The sequence below is a fragment of the Nonomuraea sp. NPDC051191 genome (assembly GCF_044455665.1).
GTDB lineage: Bacteria > Actinomycetota > Actinomycetes > Streptosporangiales > Streptosporangiaceae > Nonomuraea.
The window spans coordinates 372,298-397,464 of sequence record NZ_JBITEZ010000007.1; the positions used below are offsets into that span (position 1 = coordinate 372,298).

Annotated in this window: 22 protein-coding genes; 15 read left to right on the forward strand and 7 right to left on the reverse strand. The window is 72.0% G+C overall.

The features are described from left to right. The first annotated feature begins 31 nt into the window (after positions 1-31). Positions 32-724, forward strand: coding sequence for a hypothetical protein (locus ACIA8R_RS22640; RefSeq protein WP_364101852.1), 693 nt, complete (start codon positions 32-34; stop codon positions 722-724). Here ACIA8R_RS22640 and ACIA8R_RS22645 read toward each other — a convergent pair. Next, positions 691-1,488, reverse strand: coding sequence for an SGNH/GDSL hydrolase family protein (locus ACIA8R_RS22645; protein ID WP_364101855.1), 798 nt, complete (start codon positions 1,486-1,488; stop codon positions 691-693). The genes ACIA8R_RS22640 and ACIA8R_RS22645 overlap by 34 nt on opposite strands. After that, the gene (locus tag ACIA8R_RS22650) at positions 1,485-2,060 is read right to left on the reverse strand and encodes a PadR family transcriptional regulator (protein WP_397040169.1); all 576 of its coding nucleotides are present in this window, start codon (positions 2,058-2,060) and stop codon (positions 1,485-1,487) included. Before ACIA8R_RS22650 ends, ACIA8R_RS22645 begins: the two co-directional genes overlap by 4 nt. A 333-nt stretch (positions 2,061-2,393) precedes the next feature. Between ACIA8R_RS22650 and ACIA8R_RS22655 the strand changes: the two genes are divergently transcribed. The 3 genes from ACIA8R_RS22655 (at position 2,394) to ACIA8R_RS22665 (ending at position 6,849) form a co-directional block, all read left to right on the forward strand. After that, entirely contained in the window at positions 2,394-4,100 is a 1,707-nt protein-coding gene (locus ACIA8R_RS22655; RefSeq protein WP_364101860.1) for an ABC transporter ATP-binding protein, read from the forward strand. A 196-nt stretch (positions 4,101-4,296) separates the two neighbouring features. Continuing rightward, the gene (hutU, locus tag ACIA8R_RS22660; RefSeq protein ID WP_397040171.1) at positions 4,297-5,946 is read left to right on the forward strand and encodes a urocanate hydratase; all 1,650 of its coding nucleotides are present in this window, start codon (positions 4,297-4,299) and stop codon (positions 5,944-5,946) included. Positions 5,947-6,015: 69 nt separating this feature from the next. Beyond that, positions 6,016-6,849 (forward strand): MurR/RpiR family transcriptional regulator, encoded by an 834-nt coding sequence (locus ACIA8R_RS22665; protein WP_364101866.1) that lies wholly within the window; start codon positions 6,016-6,018, stop codon positions 6,847-6,849. On the opposite strand, the gene ACIA8R_RS22670 is transcribed toward ACIA8R_RS22665, so the two are convergent. From ACIA8R_RS22670 to ACIA8R_RS22680, 3 genes are read right to left on the reverse strand one after another with little or no spacing between them, the layout of a single operon-like run. After that, positions 6,829-7,578 carry an ABC transporter permease gene (locus tag ACIA8R_RS22670; protein WP_364101869.1) on the reverse strand — a complete coding sequence of 250 codons (750 nt, stop codon included), beginning with the start codon at positions 7,576-7,578 and terminating at the stop codon, positions 6,829-6,831. The two genes, ACIA8R_RS22665 and ACIA8R_RS22670, sit on opposite strands and share 21 nt — an antisense overlap. Beyond that, positions 7,575-8,528: an ATP-binding cassette domain-containing protein gene (locus ACIA8R_RS22675; protein ID WP_397040173.1), complete on the reverse strand. Its 954-nt coding sequence runs from the start codon at positions 8,526-8,528 to the stop codon at positions 7,575-7,577. Before ACIA8R_RS22675 ends, ACIA8R_RS22670 begins: the two co-directional genes overlap by 4 nt. 8 nt (positions 8,529-8,536) lie before the next feature. Then, complete coding sequence (locus tag ACIA8R_RS22680) at positions 8,537-9,070, reverse strand: PadR family transcriptional regulator (protein ID WP_364101875.1); 534 nt, start codon at positions 9,068-9,070, stop codon at positions 8,537-8,539. 54 nt (positions 9,071-9,124) lie between these two features. Here ACIA8R_RS22680 and ACIA8R_RS22685 point away from each other — a divergent pair, with 54 nt between their 5' ends. The 5 genes from ACIA8R_RS22685 to ACIA8R_RS22705 all read left to right on the forward strand — a co-directional run bounded on the left by ACIA8R_RS22685 (position 9,125) and on the right by ACIA8R_RS22705 (position 14,532). Next, a complete protein-coding gene (locus tag ACIA8R_RS22685) occupies positions 9,125-9,811 on the forward strand; it encodes an SDR family oxidoreductase (RefSeq protein ID WP_397040176.1) in 687 nt (228 codons plus the stop codon). Positions 9,812-9,844: 33 nt separating this feature from the next. After that, positions 9,845-11,014 carry an allantoate amidohydrolase gene (locus ACIA8R_RS22690; protein WP_357695303.1) on the forward strand — a complete coding sequence of 390 codons (1,170 nt, stop codon included), beginning with the start codon at positions 9,845-9,847 and terminating at the stop codon, positions 11,012-11,014. Continuing rightward, positions 11,005-12,327, forward strand: a complete 1,323-nt coding sequence (locus ACIA8R_RS22695) for a formimidoylglutamate deiminase (RefSeq protein WP_397040178.1) — start codon at positions 11,005-11,007, stop codon at positions 12,325-12,327. The genes ACIA8R_RS22690 and ACIA8R_RS22695 overlap by 10 nt, the downstream gene beginning before the upstream one ends. Further along, positions 12,324-13,484 carry an imidazolonepropionase gene (hutI, locus tag ACIA8R_RS22700; protein ID WP_397040180.1) on the forward strand — a complete coding sequence of 387 codons (1,161 nt, stop codon included), beginning with the start codon at positions 12,324-12,326 and terminating at the stop codon, positions 13,482-13,484. Before ACIA8R_RS22695 ends, hutI begins: the two co-directional genes overlap by 4 nt. A gap of 106 nt (positions 13,485-13,590) precedes the next feature. Beyond that, a complete protein-coding gene (locus tag ACIA8R_RS22705) occupies positions 13,591-14,532 on the forward strand; it encodes a sigma-70 family RNA polymerase sigma factor (RefSeq protein WP_364101887.1) in 942 nt (313 codons plus the stop codon). A 251-nt stretch (positions 14,533-14,783) separates the two neighbouring features. Here the strand turns inward: ACIA8R_RS22705 and ACIA8R_RS22710 are convergent, their stop codons facing one another. Continuing rightward, positions 14,784-15,350: a TetR/AcrR family transcriptional regulator gene (locus tag ACIA8R_RS22710; protein WP_357695311.1), complete on the reverse strand. Its 567-nt coding sequence runs from the start codon at positions 15,348-15,350 to the stop codon at positions 14,784-14,786. Between the two features lie 78 nt (positions 15,351-15,428). Here ACIA8R_RS22710 and ACIA8R_RS22715 point away from each other — a divergent pair, with 78 nt between their 5' ends. Further along, positions 15,429-16,232: an alpha/beta fold hydrolase gene (locus ACIA8R_RS22715; protein ID WP_397040183.1), complete on the forward strand. Its 804-nt coding sequence runs from the start codon at positions 15,429-15,431 to the stop codon at positions 16,230-16,232. A gap of 10 nt (positions 16,233-16,242) precedes the next feature. After that, complete coding sequence (locus ACIA8R_RS22720) at positions 16,243-17,007, forward strand: MOSC domain-containing protein (RefSeq protein ID WP_357695315.1); 765 nt, start codon at positions 16,243-16,245, stop codon at positions 17,005-17,007. Here ACIA8R_RS22720 and ACIA8R_RS22725 read toward each other — a convergent pair. Then, a complete protein-coding gene (locus tag ACIA8R_RS22725; protein WP_397040185.1) occupies positions 16,991-17,911 on the reverse strand; it encodes an ABC transporter substrate-binding protein in 921 nt (306 codons plus the stop codon). The genes ACIA8R_RS22720 and ACIA8R_RS22725 overlap by 17 nt on opposite strands. Before the next feature lie 192 nt (positions 17,912-18,103). Here ACIA8R_RS22725 and ACIA8R_RS22730 point away from each other — a divergent pair, with 192 nt between their 5' ends. From ACIA8R_RS22730 to ACIA8R_RS22745, 4 genes are all read left to right on the forward strand, one after another. After that, positions 18,104-19,426 carry an ammonium transporter gene (locus tag ACIA8R_RS22730; RefSeq protein ID WP_357695319.1) on the forward strand — a complete coding sequence of 441 codons (1,323 nt, stop codon included), beginning with the start codon at positions 18,104-18,106 and terminating at the stop codon, positions 19,424-19,426. Continuing rightward, a complete protein-coding gene (locus ACIA8R_RS22735) occupies positions 19,423-19,761 on the forward strand; it encodes a P-II family nitrogen regulator (RefSeq protein WP_357695321.1) in 339 nt (112 codons plus the stop codon). Before ACIA8R_RS22730 ends, ACIA8R_RS22735 begins: the two co-directional genes overlap by 4 nt. Continuing rightward, entirely contained in the window at positions 19,758-21,983 is a 2,226-nt protein-coding gene (locus ACIA8R_RS22740; RefSeq protein ID WP_397040188.1) for a [protein-PII] uridylyltransferase, read from the forward strand. Before ACIA8R_RS22735 ends, ACIA8R_RS22740 begins: the two co-directional genes overlap by 4 nt. 224 nt (positions 21,984-22,207) lie before the next feature. Next, on the forward strand, positions 22,208-25,162 hold the full coding sequence (locus tag ACIA8R_RS22745) for a nitrate- and nitrite sensing domain-containing protein (RefSeq protein WP_397040190.1): 2,955 nt from the start codon (positions 22,208-22,210) through the stop codon (positions 25,160-25,162). Positions 25,163-25,167 lie beyond the last annotated feature (5 nt).

A 25,167-nucleotide genomic window follows, 5' to 3' on the forward strand; every position in this document is an offset into this window, starting at 1 on the left:
TGACACCGCGTGCGCCCCGGACTCCGCTCTGATGCGTTTACCGCCGTTCCCCGAGCGCCTGCTGCGGGCCCTGTCGCCGGCCGGCGAGCGGCACGGGCTGCTGCTCGCGGGCGGCCACGCCCTGCGCGCCCTCGGCTTCACCGACCGCCTGGTCGAGCGGATCGAGCTGGTGACCGCCGCCGGACATCCGCTCCCGGCCGTCGCCGACGACGTCGTGGCCGCGCTGCGCGCCGGCGGCCTGCTCGCGGAGGTCGCCGAGAGCACCCCGTGGGCGGCCCGCCTGACCGTCGAGGACGCCTCCACCGGCCGGAACGGCGAGATCGTCCTCACCCGCGAGGCGCTGCGCGAGCCCCCGGTCGTGTGCGACGGCCTGCCGGTGGCGGGCGCGGCGGACGTGATCGGGCTGCGGGTGCGCGACCTGCACGAGAGAGGGCTCCCGGCCGACGTCGCCGACGCGGCGGCGGCGGCACAGGAGTTCTCCTTCCGCGACCTCGAACGCCTGGCCGCCGCCCACCTCGACGACTTCTCCCCTCGGGAGCTGCTCATGCGGCTGGAGTTCGTCGAGCTCATGAGCGACGAACGCTTCGAGGCCCACGGCCTGGACGAACGGCACATCGCCGACGTCCGTGCCTGCTCGCGGGCATGGGCCGAGGACATCAAGCTGCGCAGGGCCGACGACGGCGACGCCGACTACGACGACCCCGACCTGCCCGAGATCGACTGATCCGGCACGGGCGCGAGCCCCGGACGCTTGCACACCCGGCCGTCGCCCGACGAACGCCCCCGCATCCGCCGGGCGATCCACGGGCCCGCGAACGAGCCCAGCCAGCGCACCTCCGCCGCCGCCGTGCGCAGCCGGCCGGGCGTGGGCAGCACGGGGAGCGGAAGGTTCCAGGTGTCGTCGCTGCCGGGCAGCTCCAGCGCGTACGCCACCGCCGCGGCGAACCTGGCGTGCCCGGCCGGGCTGGCGTGCAGCCGGTCGGAGCTCCACAGCCGCGCGTCGGTCACCGCCGTGTCGGGGAAGGTGTCCACCAGCGTCACGCCGTGCCGGGCGGCGGCCTCGCGGACACGGGCGTTGAGGTCGAGCACGCGCGGCAGCAGCGGCCTGGCCAAGGGCGCGATCCTGCCGATGTCGGGGAACGTCACCGTCACCACCCGGGCGCCCGCCCCGGTCAGCGCCGCGAACATGTGCTCCAGGTCGGCCGCGACGCGGGTAGCGTCGAAACCGGGACGGATGACGTCGTTCATGCCCGCCATGACCGTGGCCAGATCGGGACGGAGCTCCAGCGCGACGGGGAGTTGCTCGGCCCGGATCTGGGCGGCCACCCGGCCGCGCACGGCGAGGTTGGCGTAGAGCAGGGCGGGATTGTCGCGGGCCAGGTGCTCGGCGAGCCGGTCGGCCCAGCCGCGATGGCCGAGGACGTCGTCGCCGTCGCCGAGGCCCTCGGTCTGGCTGTCGCCGAGCGCGACATAACGGGTGTAGGTCACGGCATCTCCTCTGTGGTGCGGGCGGCGCGCTCGCCGAGCGTCCTGGCGGTGCTCAGGCACCAGTCGCGCATCTCCCGCTCCAGGCGGCAGCCGCCCAGGCAGGACAGGTACGGGCCGACGTGCTCGCCCTCGCGCAGGAACGACTCCTCGTCCAGGTCGCCGCGCAGGCGCAGCAGGGTCTTCTCGAAGAACGCGAGCTTGGCGGCGGCCTCCTCGGCGCGGTCGAGGAGCTGGGCGATCAGCGGCGCCGGGTCGAGCCGGTCGGCCGCGTGGACCTTGACGGCCAGGTCGTCGCGGAGGAGCAACGGCTTGGCCGGGGACGCGGCGAAGGCGGCCAGCTCGTCGAGGCCCGCCTGCGTGACCGAGAACAGGCGTTTGTTCGGACGGCCGCGCTGGACCACCTCCCGGCCGGTGACCAGGCCGTCGGACTCCAGCTTCGTCAGCTCGGCGTAGAGCTGCTGGGGGGCGGCGTACCAGAAGTTGGAGACGCCCACGTCGAAGACCTTGGTGAGCTGGTAGCCGCTGTACTCGCCGTCGAGCAGCGCCGCCAGCACGGCGTGCCGCAGCGCCATCAGGAATGCTCAAGACGATGACTACTCATGGACATGACTATAGAGCTGCCCGGCCGCCGACGCCAGAGGAGGACGAACGGCCGCAAGGCGGCCCAGGGTTCATCCGGCGCCGAACAACCGCCGAACGAGCCCGGCCCCCACCAAGCCGCCATGCCGCCGGACAACCCCGGGCCTCGTTCTGTGGAGGTCGGGTTCTTCTCCTTCTCAAGGAGGAGGCGTCAACGAAAGTTGACATACTTAGGTCGTCAATCTAAGTTGACCCTGTCGCGGCGGTGCGGATTGCGTCGTCCCGTTCGTTGGGAAATTTCGAGAAATGTCGTGAGGGGAGTTGGGGTGCTCAAGGAGCTGCTGGCCTACCTTCGGCCGCACCGGAAAGTCCTGGTCGCGGGCGGCCTGCTCGGGTTGATCGGCTCGGTGGCGGGGCTCGCGATGCCCCTGCTGGCCAAGTACGTCGTGGACGCCTTCGGCGAGGACCAGTCGCTGGCCGCGCCGCTGTTAGGCCTGACCGTGGCGGTGCTGGTCGGGGCCGTCGTCTCGGCCGGGGGCACCTACCTGATGGAACGCACCGGCGAGGGCGTCGTCCTCGGGGCCCGGCGCAGGCTCGTCGACCGGATGCTCCGGCTCAGGGTGGCCGACGTCGACCGGCTCAAGCCCGGCGACCTGATGTCGCGGGTGACGAGCGACACCACGCTGCTGCGCGCGGTGCTGACCAACGGGATCGTGGAGTCGGTCAGCGCGGTGTTCATGCTGGTCGGGGCGATCATCATGATGGCCACCATGGACGGCGTGCTGCTGCTGGTCACGCTGCTCGTCGTGGTGGTGATCGGCGGCCTGGTCGCGCTCATCATGCCGAAGATCCAGCGGGCGCAGACGCAGGCACAGGAGGCCGTCGGCGAGATGGGGGCCGTGCTGGACCGGGCGCTTCAGGCGTACCGGACGGTCAAGGCCAGCGGCGCGGAGGAACGGGAGATCGCCGTCGTCGGCGAGGCGGCCGAGCGCGCCCGCGACCGCGGGCTCCAGGTGGCCGGATGGACGTCGCTGGCCGGCGTGGCGACCTGGATGGCCGTGCAGATCGCCTTCCTGTGCGTGCTGGCCGTCGGCGGGTCGCGGGTCGCGTCGGGCGTGCTGGAGGTCTCGTCCCTGATCGCGTTCCTGCTCTACCTGTTCTACCTGGTGCCGCCGATCGGGCAGCTCGTCCAGGGCGCGGTCCAGCTCCAGAACGGGCTGGCCGCCATGCGGCGCATCAAGGAGATCGAGGACCTGCCCGGCGAGCCGGTCGGCGTCACCGTCCCGGCCGACAGCACGCCGGTGGGGGTCCGCTTCGAGGACGTCGTCTTCCGGTACGGCGACGACCGTCCCACCGTGCACGACGGCGTCACCTTCGACGTTCCCGCGGGCGGGCTGACGGCGCTGGTCGGGCCGTCGGGCGCGGGCAAGTCCACGGTGTTCGCCCTGCTCGAACGCTTCTACGAGCACCAGGACGGCCTGATCGCGATCGGCGGCCGCGACATCCGCGACTGGCCGCTCGGCGAGCTGCGGGCCGCGCTCGGCTACGTCGAGCAGGACGCCCCCGTCCTGGCCGGCACGCTGCGGGAGAACCTGCTCTTCGCCGCCCAGGACGCCACCGAGGACGAGCTGCGCCGCGCCATCACCCGCACCCGGCTCGACGACCTGGTCGCCCGGCTGCCCGAAGGGCTCGACACGGCGGTGGGCCACCGCGGCGTGCTGCTGTCCGGCGGCGAGCGGCAGCGGGTCGCCATCGCCAGGGCGCTGCTGCGCAGGCCCAGGCTGCTGCTGCTCGACGAGGCCACCTCGCAGCTCGACGCGGTCAACGAGCTGCGGCTGCGCGAGGTCATCGCCGAGGTGGCGGCCGAGACGACGGTGCTGGTCATCGCCCACCGGCTGTCCACCGTGACGAACGCCGACCGGATCGTGGTGATGGAGGCGGGCGGCGTACGGGCGATCGGCACCCACGCCGAACTGGTGGCAGGCGACGACCTCTACCGAGAACTCGCCGCCACCCAGTTCCTCGTGAGCTAGGGATACGCGCAAAGTCCGCTGCCTGCGGTGGACCGCTGGACGGAGGGACCGTAGGCGCAGACTCCGCTGCCTGCGGTGGACCGCTGGACGCGGGGGACCGTAGGCGCAAAGTCCGCTGCCTGCGGTGGACCGCTGGACGCGGTCCACCGTAGTCTTCGGGTGACAAAGGTGAATGTGTTCATTCAGGAGGGTCACCATGAGCCGCAGCGTGCGCGCACCGCGAGGCACCACGATCACCGCGAAGGGGTGGCCGCAGGAGGCGGCGCTCCGCATGCTCCAGAACAACCTGGACCCCGAGGTCGCCGAGCACCCCGAGCAGCTGGTCGTCTACGGCGGCTCGGGCAGGGCCGCCCGCGACTGGCCCTCCTTCGACGCGATGGTCAGGACCCTGACCACCCTGGAGGGCGACGAGACGCTGCTGGTCCAGTCGGGCCGCCCGGTAGGCGTGTTCCGCACCCACGAATGGGCCCCCCGGGTGCTCATCGCCAACTCCAACCTGGTCCCCGACTGGGCCAACTGGGAGGAGTTCCGCCGCCTGGAGGCCGCCGGCCTCACCATGTACGGCCAGATGACCGCCGGTTCGTGGATCTACATCGGCACCCAGGGCATCCTCCAGGGCACGTACGAGACGTTCGCCGCGGTGGCCGCGAAGCGGTTCGGCGGCACGCTGGCCGGCACGATCACCCTCACGGCCGGCCTCGGCGGCATGGGCGGCGCCCAGCCGCTGGCCGTCACCATGAACGGCGGCGTCGCGATCTGCATCGACTGCGACCCCCGCTCGGTCACCCGCCGCATCGAGCACCGCTACCTCGACGCGCAGGCCGACAGCCTGGAGGAGGCGCTGCGACTGGCCTACGAGGCCCGCGACGCGCGCCGCCCGCTGTCCATCGGCGTCGTGGCCAACGCCGCCGAGGCGCTGCCCGAGCTGCTGGCCGCGGGCGCCGAGATCGACATCGTCACCGACCAGACGTCCGCGCACGACCCGCTGATGTACCTGCCGCTCGGCGTCGCCTTCGAGGACATGTCCGCCGAACGGGACAAGGACCCGGCCGGTTTCACCGAGCGGGCGCGCACGTCGATGGCCCGGCACGTCGAGGCCATGGTCGGCTTCAAGGACGCCGGCGCCGAGGTGTTCGACTACGGCAACTCCATCCGCGGCGAGGCCCAGCTCGCCGGCTACTCGCGGGCCTTCGACTTCCCCGGGTTCGTGCCGGCGTACATCAGGCCGCTGTTCTGCGAGGGCAAGGGGCCGTTCCGGTGGGCCGCGCTGAGCGGCGACCCGGCCGACATCGCCGCCACCGACCGCGCGATCCTGGAGCTGTTCCCCGACAACGAGCCGCTGGCCAGGTGGATCGCGCAGGCCGGCGAGAAGGTGCACTTCCAGGGGCTGCCCGCGCGCATCTGCTGGCTCGGCTACGGCGAGCGCAACGTCGCGGGCGAGCGGTTCAACGACATGGTGGCCTCCGGTGAGCTCCAGGCGCCGATCGTGATCGGCCGCGACCACCTCGACAGCGGGTCGGTGGCCTCGCCGTACCGGGAGACCGAGGCCATGGCCGACGGCTCGGACGCGATCGCCGACTGGCCGCTGCTCAACGCCATGCTCAACACCGCCTCCGGCGCGGCCTGGGTGTCCATCCACCACGGCGGCGGCGTGGGGATCGGGCGTTCCATCCACGCCGGTCAGGTCACGGTCGCCGACGGCACCGCGCTGGCCGGGGAGAAGCTCAACCGCGTGCTCACCAACGACCCCGGCACGGGCGTGATGCGGCACGTGGACGCGGGCTACGACGAGGCCGCCCAGGTGGCCGAGGCCCGCGGCGTGCGCATCCCGATGCGCGAGTCCTGACGGCCCGCCGTCCCGTCCCCCACGGGGTACGGGGGATGAGAATGCGGGTCGGGGAACGTTGGAGGTGGCGTGGCTGACGGATATCACGGTGGGCTCGGCGTCCTGCTCGACGGCCGGAGGTTGTCGCCGGTGCAGCGCAGGATCGCCCATTACCTGGGCGAGCACCTCGACGAGGCCATCTTCCTGTCCAGCGTCGAGCTGGCCGAGCGGGCCGGGGTCAGCCAGCCGTCGGTGACCAGGTTCGCCATGGTGCTCGGCTTCGCCGGCTACCCCGAGCTGCGTCAGGCGCTGCGCCCGCTGGTGCTCGGCGGCGGCGTGGTCGCGCCGCAGGAGAGCCTGCTGCGGAACGCGATCGACAGCGAGATCCGCAACCTCGCCGTGGTGCGCGAGCGGCTGGCCGCGCTCCCGCTCAAGGAGCTGGGCGAGCAGCTCGCCGCCACCGAGCCGCTGCCGGTGCTGGGCCTGCGGGTCTCCTGCGGCCTGGCCACCACCTTCGCCTACTACGCCAGGCGCATCCACCCCGACGTGCGCCTGCTCACCCATGGCGGCTCGGAGCTGGTCGAGGGGCTGCACGCGGCGCGGCGGGCGGGCGCGGAGTGGGTGGTGGCCGTGGTGCTCCCGCGCTATCCGGCCGAGGTCGTCCAGGCGCTGGAGTACGCGGAGAAGCTCGGCCTGCGCGTCGCCGCGATCACCGACAAGCCGGGCTTCCCGGCCGAGGTGGTGCTCGACGGCCCGGTCGGCGACCGTCTGGTGTTCGACTCCCACGCGGCCCCTCTGGCGCTGGCCATGGCCCTGGTGGAGGCCATGGCCGACGCCGCGCCGCTGCGTACCCGGGCCAGGCTGGAGGAGTACGAGCGGATGACCGACGAGGCCGGCACCTTCCTACCCGGCGATCCTGCGTAGCGACCGCATCGACCAGATCGTCGTGAGCACCGCGAGCACGATGAACAGCGCGAACGCGATCGGGATCGACGGGTCGCCGAGCCGCCCGGCGAACAATGCCCGCCCGGCCTCGACCGCGTGGTACAGCGGGTTGACCGGCGCGATCGCCCGCATCCAGCCGGGTGCGAACGAGATCGGGATGAACAGCCCGGCCAGCAGCATGATCGGCAGCATGAACAGGTTGAGCGTCTGCGACATGCCGTTCTCGTCGCGTACGGTCAGCGCCAGCCCCTGCGACAGCCCGGAGGCGAACAGCCCCGTGGCCGCCATGAGCGCCAGCACCAGCACCAGCTCGACGCCGCCGATCCGCACGCCCATGGCCACGGCCACGACCAGCACCAGGATGGCCTGGCAGACCAGCACGACCATGTCCTTGGCCACCCGTCCGAGCACGATGGCCGGCCGCCAGGCGGGGCTGACGGCGTACCGTTCGAGCGAGCCGTTGCGCAGCTCGGCGATCAGGCCGAACCCCGAGAACAGCGAGCCGAACACGGCGATCATCATCATCGACGCGGGCGTGAACATGCGCAGGGCGTCGACCGTGCTGCCGCCCGGCGTCAGGTCCTTGAGCAGCGGCGCGAACATCAGCAGGTAGAGCACCGGCTGCAGGATGCCGAACAGCGGCCAGACCGGGTTGCTGAAGGACTTCTTCAGCTCGTAGCCGGTGAACAGGACGAGGTGGCGGATCATGCGGCGGCTCCCGTGTCGCGGAGGGATCGGCCGGTCTTGGCCAGGAAGACGTCGTCGAGCGTGGAGCGGTCGAGCGCGATCGAGTTCAGGCCGATGCCGTGCTCCTCAAGCAGGCGCAGCAGCGCGGGCAGCGTGTGCTCGCCGTCGTCGACGTAGACGCGCAGGGCGTCCTCGTCCACGCGGACCTCGCGGGCCAGGGGCCTGAGCGCCTCGGCGGCCCGTTCGGGCTCGTCCAGCCGCAGCGTGACGACGTCGCCGGAGACCTCGCGCTTGAGCTCGCCGGGCGTGCCCTCGGCCACGATCCGCCCGTGGTCCACGATCACCAGCCGGTCGCAGAGCGCGTCGGCCTCGTCGAGGTAGTGGGTGCTGAGCAGCACGCTCGTGCCGGCCTCGCGGAGCTGCCTGATGCGGTCCCAGAGGTTCGCGCGGTTCTGCGGGTCGAGGCCGGTGGTGGGTTCGTCGAGGAAGAGCAGCGGCGGCGCGTGCACCAGCCCGAGCGCGATGGCCACCCGCCGCTTCTGGCCGCCGGAGAGCGTGCGGCCGGGCCGGTCGGCCATCTCGGTGAGGTCGAAACGTTCGAGGACGTCGGCCGTGGCCTGCCTCGGGTCGGCCACGTCGTGGATCCTGGCGGCCATCATGATCTGGGCGCGGGCGCTCGTGGTGTCCTCCACGCCGCCCGCCTGGCTGACATAGCCGAGCTTGCGGCGCACGGCCCCGGGCTCCGCGCGCAGGTCGTGCCCGGCGATGACGGCGGTGCCCGAGTCGGGCGTGATCAGCGTGGCCAGCATGCGGATCGTCGTGGTCTTGCCGGCGCCGTTGGGGCCGAGGACGCCGAAGATCTCGCCTTTTTCGACGTCGAGGTCGATGCCGCGCACGGCCTCGACGGTCTGGGAGCCCTTGCGGCTCCTGGTGGTGAACGTCTTGCGTAACTCGCGTGCTTCTATGATCACCGTTCTCCTCAGGGCAGTTCGTCCTTCTCGACCCGTGTGATCGCGCCTTCGACCCAGTCGAGCTGGGCCTGGAGCACGGCCTGGGTCAGGCGGAGGTTCTCGTCGAGGTGCCTGGGCTCGCCGTAGCGCTGCTTGGTGCCGTACGCGTGGTCGATCGTCTCGATGTTCAGTCGCAGCTGTCGGATCCTGCCATGCAGGGCGTCGAGAATCTCCTGCTTTTCCAGCCGGTTCATGAACGTCAGTGCGACCTGGAAGGGGTCCACGACGGGCCGCACCTCCGACCAGCTCTGCATGAGCAGCCGGTGGAACTCGTAGCGGCCGGCGTCGGTCAGCTCGTAGACGACCTTGCCGCCCTTCCCGGCCTCGACGACCGCGAGCAGACCCTCGTCGGCCATCTTGCCCAGGCCGTGGTAGATCGAGCCGAAGGCGACGTTCGCCCAGGCGTCGGCGCCCATCATCTCCAGCCGGCGGCGGACGCCGTAGCCGTTCATGGGGGCGTCGAGCAGGGAACCGAGGATCAGGATGCGCGTTGACACCGACATGACTCAATTTTGTACTCAAATTTGAGGGATCGTCAAGGTCATAAACTCGGCGGCATGACTGAACGACCGATCGCGCTGGTCACCGGCGCTTCCCGTGGTGTGGGCGAGGCCGTGGCGCGGGCTCTGGGCCCCACGCATCACCTCATCCTCGGCGGCAGGGACGAGTCCGCGCTCGCGAAGCTGGCCGCCGAACTGCCCGACGCGCGGCCCTGGCCCGTCGAGCTGACCCGGCTCACCGAGGCCGACGTCGCCGGCGTCGAGCGGCTCGACGTGCTCGTGCACAGCGCCGGGGTCGCGATGCTCGGCCGGATCGCCGACCAGCCGGCCGACAACTGGCGCACGACGATGGAGCTCAACGTCGTGGCGGTCGCCGAGCTGACCCGGCTGCTGCTGCCCGCGCTGCGCCGCGCCCGGGGGCACGTCGTCTGCGTGAACTCCGGGTCGGGGCAGCGGGCCAACCCCGAATGGGCCTCGTACGCGGCCAGCAAGTTCGCCCTGCGCGCCTTCGCCGACGCGCTGCGCCTGGAGGAGCCCGAGCTGCGGGTCACCACCGTCTACCCGGGCCGGGTGGCCACCGACATGCAGCGCGGCGTACGCGCCCAGGAAGGCGGCGCGTACGAACCGGACAAGTACCTCACCCCGGAGAGCGTGGCGCGGGCCGTGCTCGCCACGATCAACGCCGGACCCGACGCCCACCTCACCGAACTGACCATCAGACCGAGCGCGGGCCCGGTCAACTGACATCTGAATGAATCCATTCACTACAGTGGACCCATGCTTGAACCACTCGCGCACATAGGACGAGATCCCCGCTCCGGCGGATACGTGAGAGACGCCTGGTCGGCCGCCGACATGGAGCTACGCGGGTGGTTCGCGGGCGAGGCCGCGCGCCGCGGGCTCGACCTGCGGGAAGACCGCAACGGCAACCTCTGGGCCTGGTGGGGCGACCCGTCGGGCCGTCCGGGCGTCGTCACCGGCAGCCACCTCGACTCGGTGCGTCACGGCGGCGCCTTCGACGGCCCGCTCGGCGTGGTGTCCGCCTTCGCCGCCCTCGACCTGCTGCGCGAACGGCAGGTCACCCCGGGCAGGCCGGTCGGCGTCGCCTGCTTCACCGACGAGGAGGGGGCCAGGTTCGGCATGCCGTGCATGGGCTCCCGGCTGCTCACCGGCGCGCTCACGCCGGAACGCGCGCTCGCGCTCACCGACGACGAGGGTGACACGCTGGCCGACGTCATGGCGCGGGCCGGCCGCAAGCCGGAGGCCATCGGGCGCGACGCCGAGACCCTGGCCACCGTCGGCACGTTCGTCGAGCTCCACGTCGAGCAGGGCCGCGGCCTGGTGCACGAGGGCCGGCCGGTGGGCGTGGCCAGCGCCATCTGGCCGCACGGCCGTTGGCGCTTCGACTTCCACGGCAGGGCCGACCACGCGGGCACCACCCGGCTGGCCGACCGCGACGACCCGATGCTGCCCTTCGCCCGCCTGGTGCTGGCCGCCCGCGAGGCGGCCGAGCGGCACGACGTGGTGGCCACGGTCGGCAAGACCCGCGTCTCGCCCGGCAACGCCAACGCCGTCCCCGGCCTGGTCTCGGCCTGGCTGGACGCCCGCGGCCCGGCGGAGCCCGCGGTCCGCGCCCTGGTCGAGGAGCTTTCCGCGGCGGCCGGGGCGGACGTGCGCGAGGAGTCGTGGACCCCCGAGGTCGCCTTCGGCGCCGCGCTGAGGGACCGGCTGGCCCGCGTGGCCGGCGGCGACACGCCCGCGCCGATCCTGCCGACCGGAGCGGGTCACGACGCCGGGATCCTCGCCACGGCGGGCGTCCCGAGCGCGATGTTGTTCGTACGCAACCCCACCGGCGTGTCCCATTCACCCGAGGAGCACGCCGACCAGGCAGACTGCCATGCGGGAGTGGTGGCACTCGCGGACGTGCTGGAGGATCTGTGTCGCTGACCTACTGGTGCGAGCAGGCCTGGTTGCCCGACGGGGTCGCCCATGGCGTCCTCATCGAGGTCGAGGGCACCCGGATCACCCGGATCGCCCGCGGCGAGCCCGGCTCGGCCGAGCGGCTGCCGGGCCTGACCATCCCCGGCCTGGCCAACGCCCATTCCCACGCCTTCCACCGGGCCCTGCGCGGCGCCACCCAGCGCGGCAAGGGCGACTTCTGGACCTGGCGCGACCAGATGTACGAGGTCGCGGGCAGGCTCGACCCCGACACCTACTTCCAGCTCGCCAGGGCGGTCTACGCCGAGATGGCGCTGGCCGGGGTGACCTGCGTGGGCGAGTTCCACTACCTGCACCACGCCCCCGACGGCCGCCCGTACGAGGACAGGAACGTGATGAGCCACGCGCTCATCCAGGCCGCCCGCGAGGCCGGGCTGCGCATCACGCTGCTCGACACCTGCTACCTGTCGGGCGGCATCGGCGTGCCGCTGTCGGGCACCCAGCTGCGCTTCAGCGACGGCAGTGCCCACGGCTGGGCCGCCCGCGCCGACGAGCTGGCCGCCGCCTACGAAGGGCAGCACGACGTCGAGATCGGGGCCGCCGTCCACTCGGTGCGCGCGGTGCCGCCCGACCAGATGCCGGTGGTGGCCGAGTTCTCCCACCGGCACGCCGCCCCGCTGCACGCGCACGTCTCCGAGCAGCGCGCCGAGAACGCGGCCTGCGCCGAGACGTACGCCGCCACGCCGGTCCAGATCCTGCACGAGCGCGGCGTGCTCGGCCCTCGCTCGACCGCCGTGCACGCCACCCATCTGACCGACTCCGACGTGGAGCTGCTCGGCCAGTCGGGCACGTACATCTGCATGTGCCCCACCACCGAGCGCGACCTGGCCGACGGCGTCGGCCCGGCCAGGGCGGCGGCCGACCGGGGCACGCAGATCACGCTCGGCTCCGACGGCCACGCCGTGATCGACCTGTTCGAGGAGGCCCGCGCGGTCGAGCTCGACGAGCGGCTGACCAGCGAGCGGCGCGGCCACTGGAGCGCCGCCGACCTGCTCACCGCCGCCACCGGCACCGGGCACACCTCGCTCGGCTTCGCCGACGCGGGCCGGCTCATCCCCGGGGCGTGGGCCGACCTGGTGTCGGTCCGGCTCGACTCGGTGCGCACGGCGGGCGCCGGCGGGCTGGAGGCGGTGGTGTTCGCGGCCACGGCCTCCGACGTGCACTCGGTGGTCTCCGGCGGCCGCAGGGTGGTCGCGCAGGGCCGCCACGAACTGGGCGACGTCGGACACATGCTCTCCGAGGCGATAGGAAAAGTGCGATGACCACACCGACCACGCTGACCACGCTGATCGACGGGATCGGGCTGCTCTACACCGGCGACCCCGAGCGCGAGGAGATCACCGACGCGGCGCTGGTCGTCGAGGACGGCGTGGTGGCCTGGCTGGGCCCCGCCGCCCAGGCGCCCGACGCCGACGAGCGCGTGCACGTCGGCGGCCGGGCCGTGCTGCCCGGGTTCGTGGACAGTCACGCCCACCTGATCTTCGCCGGCGACCGCACGGCCGAGTTCCAGGCCCGCATGTCGGGACAGCCGTACACCGGCGGGGGCATCAGGACGACCGTCGCCGCCACCCGCGCGGCGAGCGACGCCGACCTGGCCACGCACGCCCGCGCCCTGGTGGAGGAGATGCTCGCCCAGGGCACCACCACCGTGGAGATCAAGAGCGGCTACGGCCTGTCCGCCGAGCACGAGCGCCGCTCCCTGGAGATCGCCACCACCCTCACCGACGAGACCACCTACCTCGGCGCGCACGTCGTGCCCGAGGGCGCCGACGCCGACGACTACGTCCGCCTGGTGACGGGCGAGATGCTCGACGCCTGCGCCCCCTACGCCAAATGGGTGGACGTCTTCTGCGAGCGCGGCGCGTTCGACGGCGACCAGACCAGGGAGATCCTGAACGCCGGGATCAAGGCCGGGCTCCAGGCCCGCGTGCACGCCAACCAGCTCACCGAGGGGCCCGGCGTGCGCATCGCCTGCGAGCTGGGCGCGGCCTCGGCCGACCACTGCACCCACCTGTCGGCGGCCGACGTCGACGCGCTGGCCTCCAGCGGGACGGTCGCGACGCTGCTGCCGGGGGCCGAGTTCTCCACGCGGTCGCCGTACCCGGACGCGCGGCGGCTCATCGACGCGGGCGTCACGGTCGCGCTGGCCACCGACTGCAACCCGGGCTCGTCGTTCACCTCGTCGATGCCGTTCTGCGTGGCGCTGGCCGTACGGGAGATGGGGATGACGCCGTTGGAGGCGGTGCGGGCGGCCACGTACGGCGGGGCCCGCGCGCTGCGCCGCACGGACGTAGGGTGGTTGCGTCAGGGAGCCCGCGCGGACCTCGTCGTGCTCGACGCCCCCTCCTATGTCCACCTGGCGTACCGACCCGGCGTTCCCCTTGTCCACCAGGTGTTTCAGGCCGGTCTCCTCCTTTAGGAGGACGTCCAAGACCCTCCCTCTGGCGTAGCTGTTTAGGGAATCTTTGCTTCCGGCCGGACGTTGGCGGGATATAGGAAGCAGCTGCGGAACGAGGTGCCAGGGGATGGCAAGGCCTACGGGGAGTCGCACGCAGGAGCAGCACGTCGCTGACCGCGACCTGCTGGGGACGTATCTGGCCGAGATAGGCCGGGTCCCGCTGCTCACGGCGGAGGAAGAGGTGGAGCTCGCCAAGAGGATCGAGGCGGGCCTGTTCGCCGAGCAGCTTCTTGACAGCGGAGGCTCCGAGCCGCGGATCGGGGACGCGGCCGACGAGGAGCTGGAACGCCTGGCCGTCTCGGGCCAGCGGGCGAAGGACGAGTTCATCCAGGCCAACCTGCGCCTGGTGGTGGCGGTGGCCCGGAAGTACTCGGGTCGGGGGATGCCGCTCATCGACCTGGTCCAGGAGGGGAACCTGGGCCTGGTGCGAGCGGTCGAGAAGTTCGACTACCGGCGGGGGTACAAGTTCTCCACCTACGCCACGTGGTGGATCAGGCAGTCGGTCGGACGGGCCATCCACGAGCAGGCCCGTCCGGTCCGTCTGCCGACGCACGCCGGCGAGCAGATGACCAGGCTGATGCGGGTGCGCCGCGACATGCTGGCCGAGTACGACACCGAGCCGACCGACGGCGACCTCGCCGAGATCCTCGACCTGCCGATCGAGCGGGTGCGCGAGCTGCGCCGCTGGGCCTCCGACCCGGTGTCGCTGCAGCTCGGCGTGGGCGACGAGGACGAGACCGAGCTGGGTGACATGATCGCCGACGAGACGTGGGCCGATCCCGAGCAGCAGGCCATCGACATCCTTGAGCGCGAGCGGCTCGACCAGTGGCTCACCGACCTGGAGGGCGACACCAGCGAGATGCTGCGGTGGCGCTACGGGCTGGTCGACGGGCGCGAGCACACGCTGACCGAGGTGGGGGAGCGCTACGGCATCGGCCGCGACCGCGCCCGCCGCATCGAGCGCGACGCGCTGGCCCGCCTGCGCCGCATGGCCAACGCCGCCGCCTGACCTTCTTCGCGGCTTCCGCCCTTCTGGGCGTCTTCGGCGCCGCCGCCCGCATCCGGGCGGCGGCGCCGCCGCATCCGGACGCCTCCGGCGTCCCAGGGGCCCGCGGTGTGACGAAGGCCCGCGGGCGGCGACCCGTTCCAGGGGCCTGTGACGTCACCAGGGCCCGCTCGTTCCAGGGCTGTGGTTGTTCTGAGGCCCGCTTGTTCCAGAGGCTGTGGTTGTTCTGAGGGCCGCTCGTTCCAGGGGGCCTGTCACGGTCTGAGGACGCGGCGCAGGAACTCCTCGACGGCGGACTCCGCCGTGGCCGTGTCGCCGCCTCTGGCGACCAGCAGGGCGCTCTCGTTGATGGCGGCCAGCAGCATGTGGGCGTGCAGGTCGACGAACTCGTCGGGCACCGCCCCGGTCGCCTGGAGGGCCGCCTTCAGCATGCCGAACGAGTAGCGCTCCTCCATCGCCCGCCAGCTCTCCCACCCGAGCACGGCGGGCGCGTCGATGAGCACGATGCGCCGGATCACCGGATCGCCCGCGAGCCTCACCCAGGCCAGCGCCCCCGCCCGCAGCGCCGCCGCCGGGTCGCCGATGCCGCGCACCGCCTTGGCGATCTTGACGCCGACGGCCGACTCCGTGGCCTCCAGCACCGCCTCGAACAGCGCGTCCTTGCCCGCGTAGTGGTGATAGAGCGCCCCGCGGCTCAGCCCCGACTCCTGCAGCACGGTCTCGATCGACGTGTCGTCGTAGCCCCGCTCGGCGAACAGCCGCGTGGCGATGGCGAGGACCTTGTCGCGGGTGGCCGCGCCGCGCTCCGCCTTGAGGTTCATGCCCCCACTCTAGACAGACCGACCGACGGTCGGTAATTTTCTAGACCGACAGTCGGTCTGTAATCCCAAGGAGTGGACGTGGACGGCATCACCTACATGGACGTCGGCCGGGGCCCGGTCGCCTTGTTCGTGCACGGCGTGGGCACCAGCTCGTACCTGTGGCGCAACGTCGTCGCCGAGCTGCGCGACGAACGCCGCTGCGTGGCCATCGACCTGCCCGTGCACGGCGGCAGCGACCCGCGCGACGACCTGTCCATCCCCGCGCTGGCCGAGGCCGTGGAGGAGCTGTGCGCCGGGCTCGGCCTGGACGAGGTGGACCTCGTGGCCAACGACACCGGCGGCGCCGTGGCCCAGGTGTTCGCGGTGCGCCACCCCGCGCGGCTGCGCTCGCTCACCCTCACCAACTGCGACGTGCACACCAACACCCCGCCCGAGGCGTTCAAGGACACCGTCGAGCTGGCCGTCAGGGGCGAGCTGGCCGGGCTCGTGGCCGCCGTGCTGGACCATCCCGAGCTGCTGGCCCGGACCGCCCTGGGCGCCGGCTACGAGCGCATCGACGACCCCGCCGCGCTGGTCGACGCCTACCTGCGCCCGATCCTGGCCAAGCCCGGCGGCGGCCGCGCCTTCGAACGCCTGCTGGCCTCGATCGACGCCGCGGACCTGGTCGCCATCGAGCCCCAGCTCACCGTGCTCACCGTGCCGACGCTGGTCGTGTGGGGCACCGGCGACACGTTCTTCGACGTGAGCTGGGCCCACTGGCTGCGCGACACGATCCCAGGCGTGAAGGAGGTCGTCGAGATCGAGGGCGGGCGGCTGTTCTTCCCCGACGAGCGGGCCGCCGAGCTGGTCCCCCACCTGCGCCGTTTCTGGGGCCGGCCGTAGGCTCCGGATCATGTACGTCGAAACGTTGCGCCGCTACCCGGTCAAGTCGATGCTGGGCGAGGAGATCGCCGAGAGCGAGGTGACCGAGCGCGGCCTGACCGGCGACCGGGCCAGGGCGGTGCTCGACGTCGCCACGGGGAAGATCGCCAGTGCCAAGAACCCCAGGCTGTGGCGCGACCTGCTGACCGTCGAAGGCGCCCGCGCGCCGGGCGACGAGGAGCTGTCGAAGCTGCTCGGCCGCGAGGTGCGGCTGATCGACGTGCCGCCGGAGGGGGCCGAGCTGGAGCGGTCGGTGCCCGAGCGGGTGCTGGCCGAGGGCATCGAGGCGGAGGTGCCGTACACGGTGGGCACGCTGGGCGGGGCCTCGCCGGAGGGCACGTTCTTCGACTTCGCGCCCCTGCACCTGATCTCCACCGCGACGATCGACCGCATCGGCGAGCTGAGCCCGCGCGGGCACGTCGAAGCCCTCCGCTACCGGCCCAACCTGATCATCAGGACCGACGTGGAGGGCTTCGCCGAGAACGACTGGGTGGGGCGCGAGCTGCACGTCGGGCACGAGGTCGTGCTCCAGGTCATCGTGGCCAGCCCGCGCTGCGCGGTGCCGACGCTGGCCCACGGCGCGCTCGGCCGCGACACCGAGGCGCTGCGCGTGGTCGCCCGGCACAACCGGGTCCCGGTGCTCGACGCCGGGCTCCAGGCGTGCGCGGGCGTCTACGCGCGGGTGCTGCGCCCCGGCCGGATCGTCCAGGGCGACCCGGTCAGGCCAGCGGGCTGAGGTACTTCTCCAGGTCGTCGAGGATCTTGCCGGCGGCGGTGACGCCGATGCCGGTCATCCAGATCTCGTCGTCCACGTCATGCGCGTGGCCGGCCTTGACCGCGGCCAGGTTCTTCCACAGCGGGCCGCCGGTCACCGTGGCCTGCGACTTGGCGGCGGCCTCGCCGTAGGCGCTGTAGAAGATCGCGTCGCCGTCGGCCTTGGCGATGTTCTCCTGGCTCAGCTTGCCGAAGCGCTTGTCGTCCTGGTCGGCCAGGCGCTGGACCTCCGGCCGCTGGACGCCGGCGTCGCCGACCACGATGCCGCTGAACGACTCGGGGCCGTACATGCGGATCTCGGTGGGCATGAAGCGCACGATGCTCACCGAGAGCTTCGAGAACTTCGCGCCCACCTCCTTGGCCCGCTGCTCGTAGGACGACAGCAGCCCGGACGCCTGCTCCTTCCTGCCCAGGGCCTCGGCGTCCAGCAGGAAGTTCTCCTTCCAGGTGATGCCCACCTTCTCCGTGAACACGGTCGGAGCGATCTTGCTGAGCTTGTCGTAGAAGGCGGCCTGGCGGAACTTCGTGCCGAGGATGAGGTCCGGCTTGAGCGCCATGATCGCCTCGATGTTGGGCTGCTGGAGCGTGCCGACCGGCTTGGTGGCCGACAGCGCCGAGCCGAGGTACTCCGGCCAGGTCTGGTTCTCGCCCGCCTGGGCCGCGCCGACGGGGGCCATCCCGAGGGAGACCATCGTGTCCAGCTTGTCGGTGTCGAGCACGACCACCCGCTTGGGGGTCATCGGAACTTTGCTCTCGCCCATGGCGTGCTTGACCGTCCTGGTGGGGCCGGCGTCCTGCGTGCCGGTCGAGGTGCCGCAGGCGGCCAGGGCGAGGACGGGGAGCAGGGCCAGAAGCCGGAGACGCATGAGGGATTCCTTGATCTATTAGGTTAGGCAATCCTAAGTATCTCATGGCCGGTTCGAAGCATGTGAAGGGGCCGAAACGTACCCGAAACACCGTGCCGACGAGATTCACGAACGCGAAACACTCCAGGTCGAGCCACGAAACCCCGGCCGAACACGCTGTGGCGACACGTCACATGTAAGGAGGGTCGCGTCGTGAAGATCGATAGCGGCACCACAGCCTGGATGCTCGCGGCCACCGCGCTGGTGTTGCTGATGACTCCGGGCCTCGCGTTCTTCTACGGGGGCATGACCAGGGCCAAGAGCGTCCTGAACATGATGATGATGTCGTTCGGCGCCATCATCACGGTCACCGTGGCCTGGGTGCTGTTCGGGCACTCGATCGCGTTCACCGACAACGGCAGCACGGTGCTCAACAACATCGTCGGCGGCTTCGACGCCCTGGGCCTGCAGAGCCTGGTCGACACGGCCACCAAGGACGACGGCACCGGCATGCCGAGCCTGGTCTTCTCGGCCTTCCAGCTGACGTTCGCCATCATCACCGTCGCCCTGATCAGCGGCGCGATCGCGGACCGGGCGAAGTTCGGCGCGTGGATCCTGTTCACCGTCGTCTGGGCCACCGTGGTCTACTTCCCGGTCGCCCACTGGGTGTGGGGCACCGGCTGGCTCAACACCATGGGCATCGAGGACTTCGCCGGCGGAACCGTCGTCCACATCAACGCCGGCGCCGCGGCGCTGGCCCTGGCCCTGGTGATCGGCAAGCGCAAGGGCTGGCGCAAGGAGCCGATGCGGCCGCACAACCTCACGCTGGTGCTGCTCGGCGCGGGCCTGCTGTGGTTCGGCTGGTTCGGCTTCAACGCCGGCTCGGAACTGGCCGTGGACGGCACCGCCGGGCTCGCGTTCATGAACACCCAGATCGCCACCGCGGTCGCCGCCGGGGCCTGGCTCGTCGTGGAGAAGCTGCGCGACGGCCACGCCACCAGCCTCGGCGTCGCCTCCGGCGCGGTCGCCGGCCTGGTCGCCATCACGCCGGCCTGCGGTTTCGTGGACCCGTGGGCCGCGATGGTCATCGGGCTGGTGGCCGGGGCCGTCTGCGCCTACGCCGTGGGCCTGAAGTACCGGCTGGGCTTCGACGACTCGCTCGACGTGGTCGGCGTGCACCTGGTCGGCGGGGTCATCGGCGCCGTCTCGCTCGGCTTCCTGGCCGCCTATCCCTTCCTCGACCAGCAGAGCAAGGGCCTGTTCTACGGCGGCGGCCTCGGCCAGCTCGGGCTCCAGGTGCTCGGCCCGGTCGCGATCGGCGGCTACTCGTTCGTCGCCACCTGGATCGTCGGGAAGATCATCGACAGGACGATGGGCTTCCGCATCTCCGCCGAGGACGAGCTCACCGGCATCGACGTCACCACGCACGCCGAGACCGGGTACGACCTGGGCACGGTCTACGCGTCCGGCGTGACCACCCCGAACGGTCCGCTCACCCCGGCCCCGGCTCCGGCTCCCAAGAAGGTGGAGGCATGAGGCTCATCACCGCGATCATCAAGCCGTTCAAGCTCGACGACGTCAAGGCGGCGCTGGAGCAGTTCGGCGTCAAGGGCATGACGGTCAGCGAGGCCAGCGGCTACGGCCGCCAGCGCGGCCACACCGAGGTCTACCGCGGCGCCGAGTACCAGGTGGACCTGGTGCCGAAGGTGCGCCTGGAGGTGCTGGCCGAGGAGGACGACGCCGAGGACGTCCTCGACGTCATCGTCAAGGCGGCCCACACCGGCAAGATCGGCGACGGCAAGGTCTGGTCCGTGCCCGTCGACACGGTCGTGCGCGTACGCACCGGAGAGCGAGGGCCGGAGGCCCTGTGAGAGGAGAGGCGCGCTCGTACGCCGCGGCCCGCAAGGAGCGGACCGCGGACACCGACCGCTGGCTCAAGGACCTCTTCAGGACGGCGAGCGACGGCGACCAGGTCTCCCTGGTCGCCGTCGGCAGCCTCGGGCGCGGCGAGCCGGCCCCGGGCAGCGACCTGGACCTGGTCCTGCTGCACGACGGGCGGGCCGACGTGGCGCGGATCGCCGACCGCATCTGGTACCCCATCTGGGACTCCGCCGTCGGCCTCGACCACTCCGTGCGGACCGTGGCGGAGGCCGTGGCCGTGGCCAGGCAGGACCTCAAGGCCGTGCTCGGACTCATCCAGGCCAGGCACGTCGCCGGCGACCCCGACCTGACCAGGAAGGCCAGGGAGGCGGTGCTGGCCGAGTGGCGGACCGACTCGCGGCGCAGGCTGGGCGAGCTGCGCGCGTCGGCCGACCACCGGGCGCAGGTCAGCGGCGAGCTGGCCTTCCTCCTCGAACCCGACCTCAAGGACGGCCGCGGCGGGCTCCGCGACGTCCAGGCGATGCAGGCCGTGGCGGCGGCTTGGGTGGCCTCGGCGCCGGGACCGCGGGCGCGCGAGGCGCACGAGTTCATCCTCGACGTGCGGCACGCGCTGCACGTCGTCACCGCGCGCGGCGCCGACCGGCTGGTGCTCCAGGAGCAGGACGCCGTGGCCGGGCTGCTCGGCCTGCTCGACGCCGAGGCCCTCATGCGCAGGCTCGCCGAGGCGGGCCGGACCGTCTCCCACGCCTTCGACGCCACCTGGCGGACGGTTGACAAGCTGCTGTCAGGGCCGGTGCCGCGGGGGCGCCGTCCGCTGGCCGACGGTGTGGTCGAGCACGGTGGGGAGGTGGTGCTCGCCAGGGGTGTCGACCCGCGCAGGGACCCCGTCCTGGTGCTGCGGGCGGCTGCCGCCGCGGCCGGTTCGGGGCTGCCGCTGGCGCCCGCGACGGTGTCCGTCCTGGCCGCTCAGTCGGCTTCGATGCCGGTGCCGTGGCCCGAGGAGGCGCGCGACGCGCTGGTGTCGATCCTCGGCGCCGGACGGGCCGCCGTGCCCGTGTGGGAGGAGCTCGACCAGGCCGGCGTCCTTGTCAAGCTGCTTCCTGACTGGGAGCGCGTACGGCATCGTCCGCAGCGCAATCCCATCCACCGCTTCACCGTGGACCGGCACCTGATCGAGGCCGCCGCGAACGCCGCCGGCCTCGCCCGCGAGGTCTCCCGTCCCGACCTGCTGCTGATCGGCGCGCTCCTGCACGACATCGGCAAGGGCTGGCCGGGCGACCACTCGGCGACGGGCGAGGTCGTGGTCCGCGACCTCGCCCGCCGCATGGGGCTGCCCGCGCGCGACGTCGAGACGCTGGCCACCGTCGTACGCCACCACCTGCTGCTGCCCGAGACCGCCACCCGCAGGGACCTGGACGACCCGGTCACGATCGAGAAGGTCGCCGCCACGGTCGGCTCCCGCGAGGTGCTCGACCTGCTGGCCGCGCTGGCCGTCGCCGACGGCAACGCGACCGGGCCCGCCGCCTGGAATGCCTGGAAGGCCGGCCTGGTCGCCGACCTCGTCCGCCGGGTCAGGTCCGTGCTGTCAGGCTCGCCGCCGCCCAGGGCGCCCTCGATCTCGCCCGAGCAGGCCGCGCTGGCCCGGCACGGCGGCGGGGCGGTCCGGGTCAACGGCGGGGCGGTCACGGTCGTCGCCCCCGACCGGGCCGGGCTGCTGTGGAGCGCCGCCGGGGTGCTGGCCGCCCACCGGATGGTCGTGCGCTCGGCGTCGGCCGCGTCGGCGGGCGGCACGGCGGTGATCGAGTTCGCCGTCGTGCCCGAGTACGGCTCCCCGCCCGACCCGGCCACGCTGGAGGCCGATCTGCGGCTCGTCCTTGCCGGCCGTCTTGACATCGAGCAGCGGCTGGCCCGCCGCGCCAGGTCCGTACGGCCGCCCCGGGTACCTGTGGCTCCACCTCGCGTGACACTGGTCGACGACGCCTCCGCGACGGCCACCGTGGTGGAAGTCAGGGCCCATGACAGGCCGGGGCTCCTGTGGCGCATCGGACGGGCGTTCGGGGAGTGTGGTCTTGACGTGAGAGCCGCCCGCGTGGAGACTCTCGGCGCGGAGGCGGTGGACGTCTTCTATGTCGTGGACCGCGCCGGTCGCACCCTCAGCGACGGCGCGCAGCGAGTTCAAGTTCACGATCAGGTGCTGGCCGCACTGCGATAACCAACAGTGAACAACTGTCGGTCACATATGTAACGATTGTGTCCGAAATGCCTGTTAAGTCGGATACTGCGGATACCTTGTGGACGGCTTGAACACCCGTCGTTGAACGGGACGATTGAGGGGTAGCGAAAGCAGTGATCACGGGGAATTCCGACAGCGGCCATGCCGCGAGGCGGGACCGCGGGAAGCGGTCGCTGCCTCGCCTGGGCCTGCGCAACTGGCGCGTGAGATGGCGTCTGACGGCGCTCATCCTCGTGCCCACCATCGCCGGCGTCGTGCTCGGGGGAGCACGTGTGGTCGGCTCGGTCCAGAGCATCGGCGACTACGACCGCACGGCCACCGCGGCCGAGCAGGCGGGCCGGATCAGGGACCTGGTGCAGGCACTCGGCCTGGAGCGTGACACGGGGGGCTGGATCGGGGCCTATCCCAAGCTGCGCAAGTCGAAGGCAGGCGAGCTCAACGAGTACAAGGGCGCCGTCGACAAGCTGGTCACGAGCGTCCGCGAGGACCTCGACGCCATCGACGACTCCTACGGCGAACGCGTCGTCAAGGCCGCCGGCCAGGCCAAGTACGACCTCAACCGGCTGGCCAAGATCCGCGCCGAGGGCCAGGCCGACACGATCCGGTACGACTTCCTGACCGACACCCTGCTCAAGCTGCACGACGAGCTGGCACTGCTGTCGGACGACTCCCAGATCATCGGCCACTTCCGGGCCCTGAGCGCGCTCGCGCAGGCCAAGGAGGAGATGTCCCGCCAGCGCGTGCAGCTGCTGAAGAACTCCTACAACGTCGACGGCGTCGACGCCAAGGAGGTCGAGCGGTTCATCGCCTCCAACGCCCGCGAGCAGAGCGACATCGCCACCGTGGGCGCCGAGGCCGGTGTCGAGATCGGCCTGCAGCTGTCGAAGCTGCTGACCGGCAAGAACGAGTACGTCAACGTCCAGCTCACCAAGGCCCGCGCGGTCACCCTGGCCAGCGGCCGGGCCCCGGGCGTGCGCATCGCCGACAACCTGATCTCCTCCCGGTCCAACGCCCGCGAGCAGTGGTTCGGCGACAACAAGGTCGCGATCGGCGTCCTGCACGAGATCGAGAAGGACCTCGCCGACAAGGTGAACCTGCGCAGCCAGGAGCTGCGCGAGGCCGAGATCCGCAACGCCATCATCGCCGGTGTCCTGATCCTGGCGCTGCTGCTGGTCGTCCTGCTGCTCACCGTGGCCATCGCCCGTTCGATGGTCGGCCCGCTGCGCCGGCTGCGCACGGAGGCCCTGGAGATCGCCGGCTTCCGGCTCCCCGACGTGGTGCGCCAGCTCCGCGTCTCGGGCGAGGCCAGCACCGACGTGCGTCCGATCGAGGTCGAGGGCCAGGACGAGATCGGTGAGGTCGCGCGGGCGTTCGACCAGGTCCACCGCCAGGCCGTGCGCCTGGCGGGCGAGGAGGCCGAGCTCCGCAGCAACATCAGCTCGATGTTCGTCAACCTCTCGCGCCGTACCCAGACGCTGGTCGAGCGGCAGATCTCGCTGATCGACGGCCTGGAGAAGGGCGAGCAGGACGGCGGCCGGCTGTCCGACCTGTTCAAGCTCGACCACCTGGCCACCCGCATGCGGCGCAACTCCGAGAACCTCCTGGTCCTCGCCGGCCACGAGGCCACCCGCCGGCGCAGCCAGCCGGCCAAACTGGTCGACGTCGTGCGCGCCGCACTGTCGGAGGTCGAGGGCTACGAGCGGGTCCAGGTCAAGGTCCACCGGGCCACGTCCGTCCAGGGCAGCGCCGCCAACGACCTCGTCCACCTGGTGGCCGAGCTGGTGGAGAACGCGATCCAGTTCTCCCCGAGCAACTCCCAGGTCCTGGTCTCCAGCAGTCTCATCGAGGGCGGCGGCGCGCTGCTGTCGGTGAGCGACTCCGGCATCAGCATGACCGAGGAGGAGCTGGCCGAGGCCAACCGCCGCCTGGCCGAGCCGCCGGTCGTGGACGTGTCGGTCTCCCGCCGCATGGGCCTGTTCGTGGTCGGCCGGCTGGCGCTGCGCCACGGCATCCGGGTGCAGCTCAGGAAGGGCGAGGGCGCCGGCCTGATCGCCATGGTGCTGCTGCCGCCCACCCTGATCGCCGACGGCACGCAGCAGCCGCTGCCGCAGCGTCCGGCGTTCGGCGGCGGGACGGTGACGCCGCCCTCGCAGAACGGCTCGTTCCGGTCGTTCGGCAGCTTCGACTCGGTCGAGGCGAACGGCTCGCGGCCGGGTCCCGGCGATCCGGCCAGGTTCGGCCCGGGGCCGTCGGGGGCCTTCGGCGGCGCCCCGTCCGGGCCACCCGGGCCCTTCGACAGCGCGTCTTCAGGGCAGCCCGGGCCTTTCGACAGCGCGTCTTCAGGGCAGCCCGGGCCTTTCGACAGCGCGTCTTCAGGGCCGTCCGGGCCTTTCGACGCGCCTTCCGGGCCGTCGTCCTTCGACAGCCCGGCGCCGAGGCAGGGGCTCGGGGCGTTCAACTCCGACCCGGGCCGCAACGGGTTCAACTCCGACCCGGGCCGTCCGGTCAACGGGTTCACCGCCGACACCGACGGTGGCTCCTACCGGCGGCAGTCGTCGCCGTTCGACTCGGGGGCCTACCCGTCGTTGTCGTCGGGCAACGGCTCGTTCCCGTCGTACCCGGCGAACGGAGGGGCGTTCCCGACGCCGCCGCCGTACGCGACGAACTACGGGACGAACGACGTGCGCCGTCCCGACCCGGCTCCCTCGGTGGACGTCTCGCCGATGGAACCGGAGCAGGAGGAGTTTCTGCCGATCTTCGCGTCGGTGGAGTCCGCGTGGTTCCGCAGGCCGCCGGGGGAGTCGGCGCCCGAGGCGCCCTCGTCCGGCGAAAGCGGCGGTGAGGCGAGGCCCGCGCAAGCCGTACCCTCTGGGGAGGAAGCGTGGCAGACGGCCGCGGACGCCGGTTGGCGTGCGGCGGCCAAAGCCAGCGAGCCCAGCCTCGGCGGCGTGACCGCCGCGGGGCTCCCCAAGCGCACCCCCAAGGCCAATCTGGTCCCCGGCACGGCGAGCCAGCCCGCTCAGCAGCAGGCTCAGCAGTCGCAGCCGCCGGCGCCCCCGGTCTCAGCCGACCGGATGCGCAGCCGCATGGCCAGCTACCAAAAGGGTGTGCGGCGGGGCCGCCAGGAAGTACGTGGACAGGAGGAACAGAGTGAGTAAGCGTC

Excerpts from the sequence above, each read along its gene's own strand:
- ACIA8R_RS22685 (WP_397040176.1), top strand. The coding sequence starts at position 9,125 with ATGACTGAACGACCGATCGCGCTGGTCACCGGCGCTTCCCGTGGTGTG.
- ACIA8R_RS22680 (WP_364101875.1), bottom strand. The coding sequence starts at position 9,070 with ATGTCGGTGTCAACGCGCATCCTGATCCTCGGTTCCCTGCTCGACGCC.
- ACIA8R_RS22650 (WP_397040169.1), bottom strand. The coding sequence starts at position 2,060 with ATGGCGCTGCGGCACGCCGTGCTGGCGGCGCTGCTCGACGGCGAGTAC.
- hutU (WP_397040171.1), top strand. The coding sequence starts at position 4,297 with ATGAGCCGCAGCGTGCGCGCACCGCGAGGCACCACGATCACCGCGAAG.
- ACIA8R_RS22670 (WP_364101869.1), bottom strand. The coding sequence starts at position 7,578 with ATGATCCGCCACCTCGTCCTGTTCACCGGCTACGAGCTGAAGAAGTCC.
- ACIA8R_RS22735 (WP_357695321.1), top strand. The coding sequence starts at position 19,423 with ATGAGGCTCATCACCGCGATCATCAAGCCGTTCAAGCTCGACGACGTC.
- ACIA8R_RS22725 (WP_397040185.1), bottom strand. The coding sequence starts at position 17,911 with ATGCGTCTCCGGCTTCTGGCCCTGCTCCCCGTCCTCGCCCTGGCCGCC.
- ACIA8R_RS22720 (WP_357695315.1), top strand. The coding sequence starts at position 16,243 with ATGTACGTCGAAACGTTGCGCCGCTACCCGGTCAAGTCGATGCTGGGC.
- hutI (WP_397040180.1), top strand. The coding sequence starts at position 12,324 with ATGACCACACCGACCACGCTGACCACGCTGATCGACGGGATCGGGCTG.
- ACIA8R_RS22640 (WP_364101852.1), top strand. The coding sequence starts at position 32 with ATGCGTTTACCGCCGTTCCCCGAGCGCCTGCTGCGGGCCCTGTCGCCG.
- ACIA8R_RS22705 (WP_364101887.1), top strand. The coding sequence starts at position 13,591 with ATGGCAAGGCCTACGGGGAGTCGCACGCAGGAGCAGCACGTCGCTGAC.
- ACIA8R_RS22690 (WP_357695303.1), top strand. The coding sequence starts at position 9,845 with ATGCTTGAACCACTCGCGCACATAGGACGAGATCCCCGCTCCGGCGGA.
- ACIA8R_RS22710 (WP_357695311.1), bottom strand. The coding sequence starts at position 15,350 with ATGAACCTCAAGGCGGAGCGCGGCGCGGCCACCCGCGACAAGGTCCTC.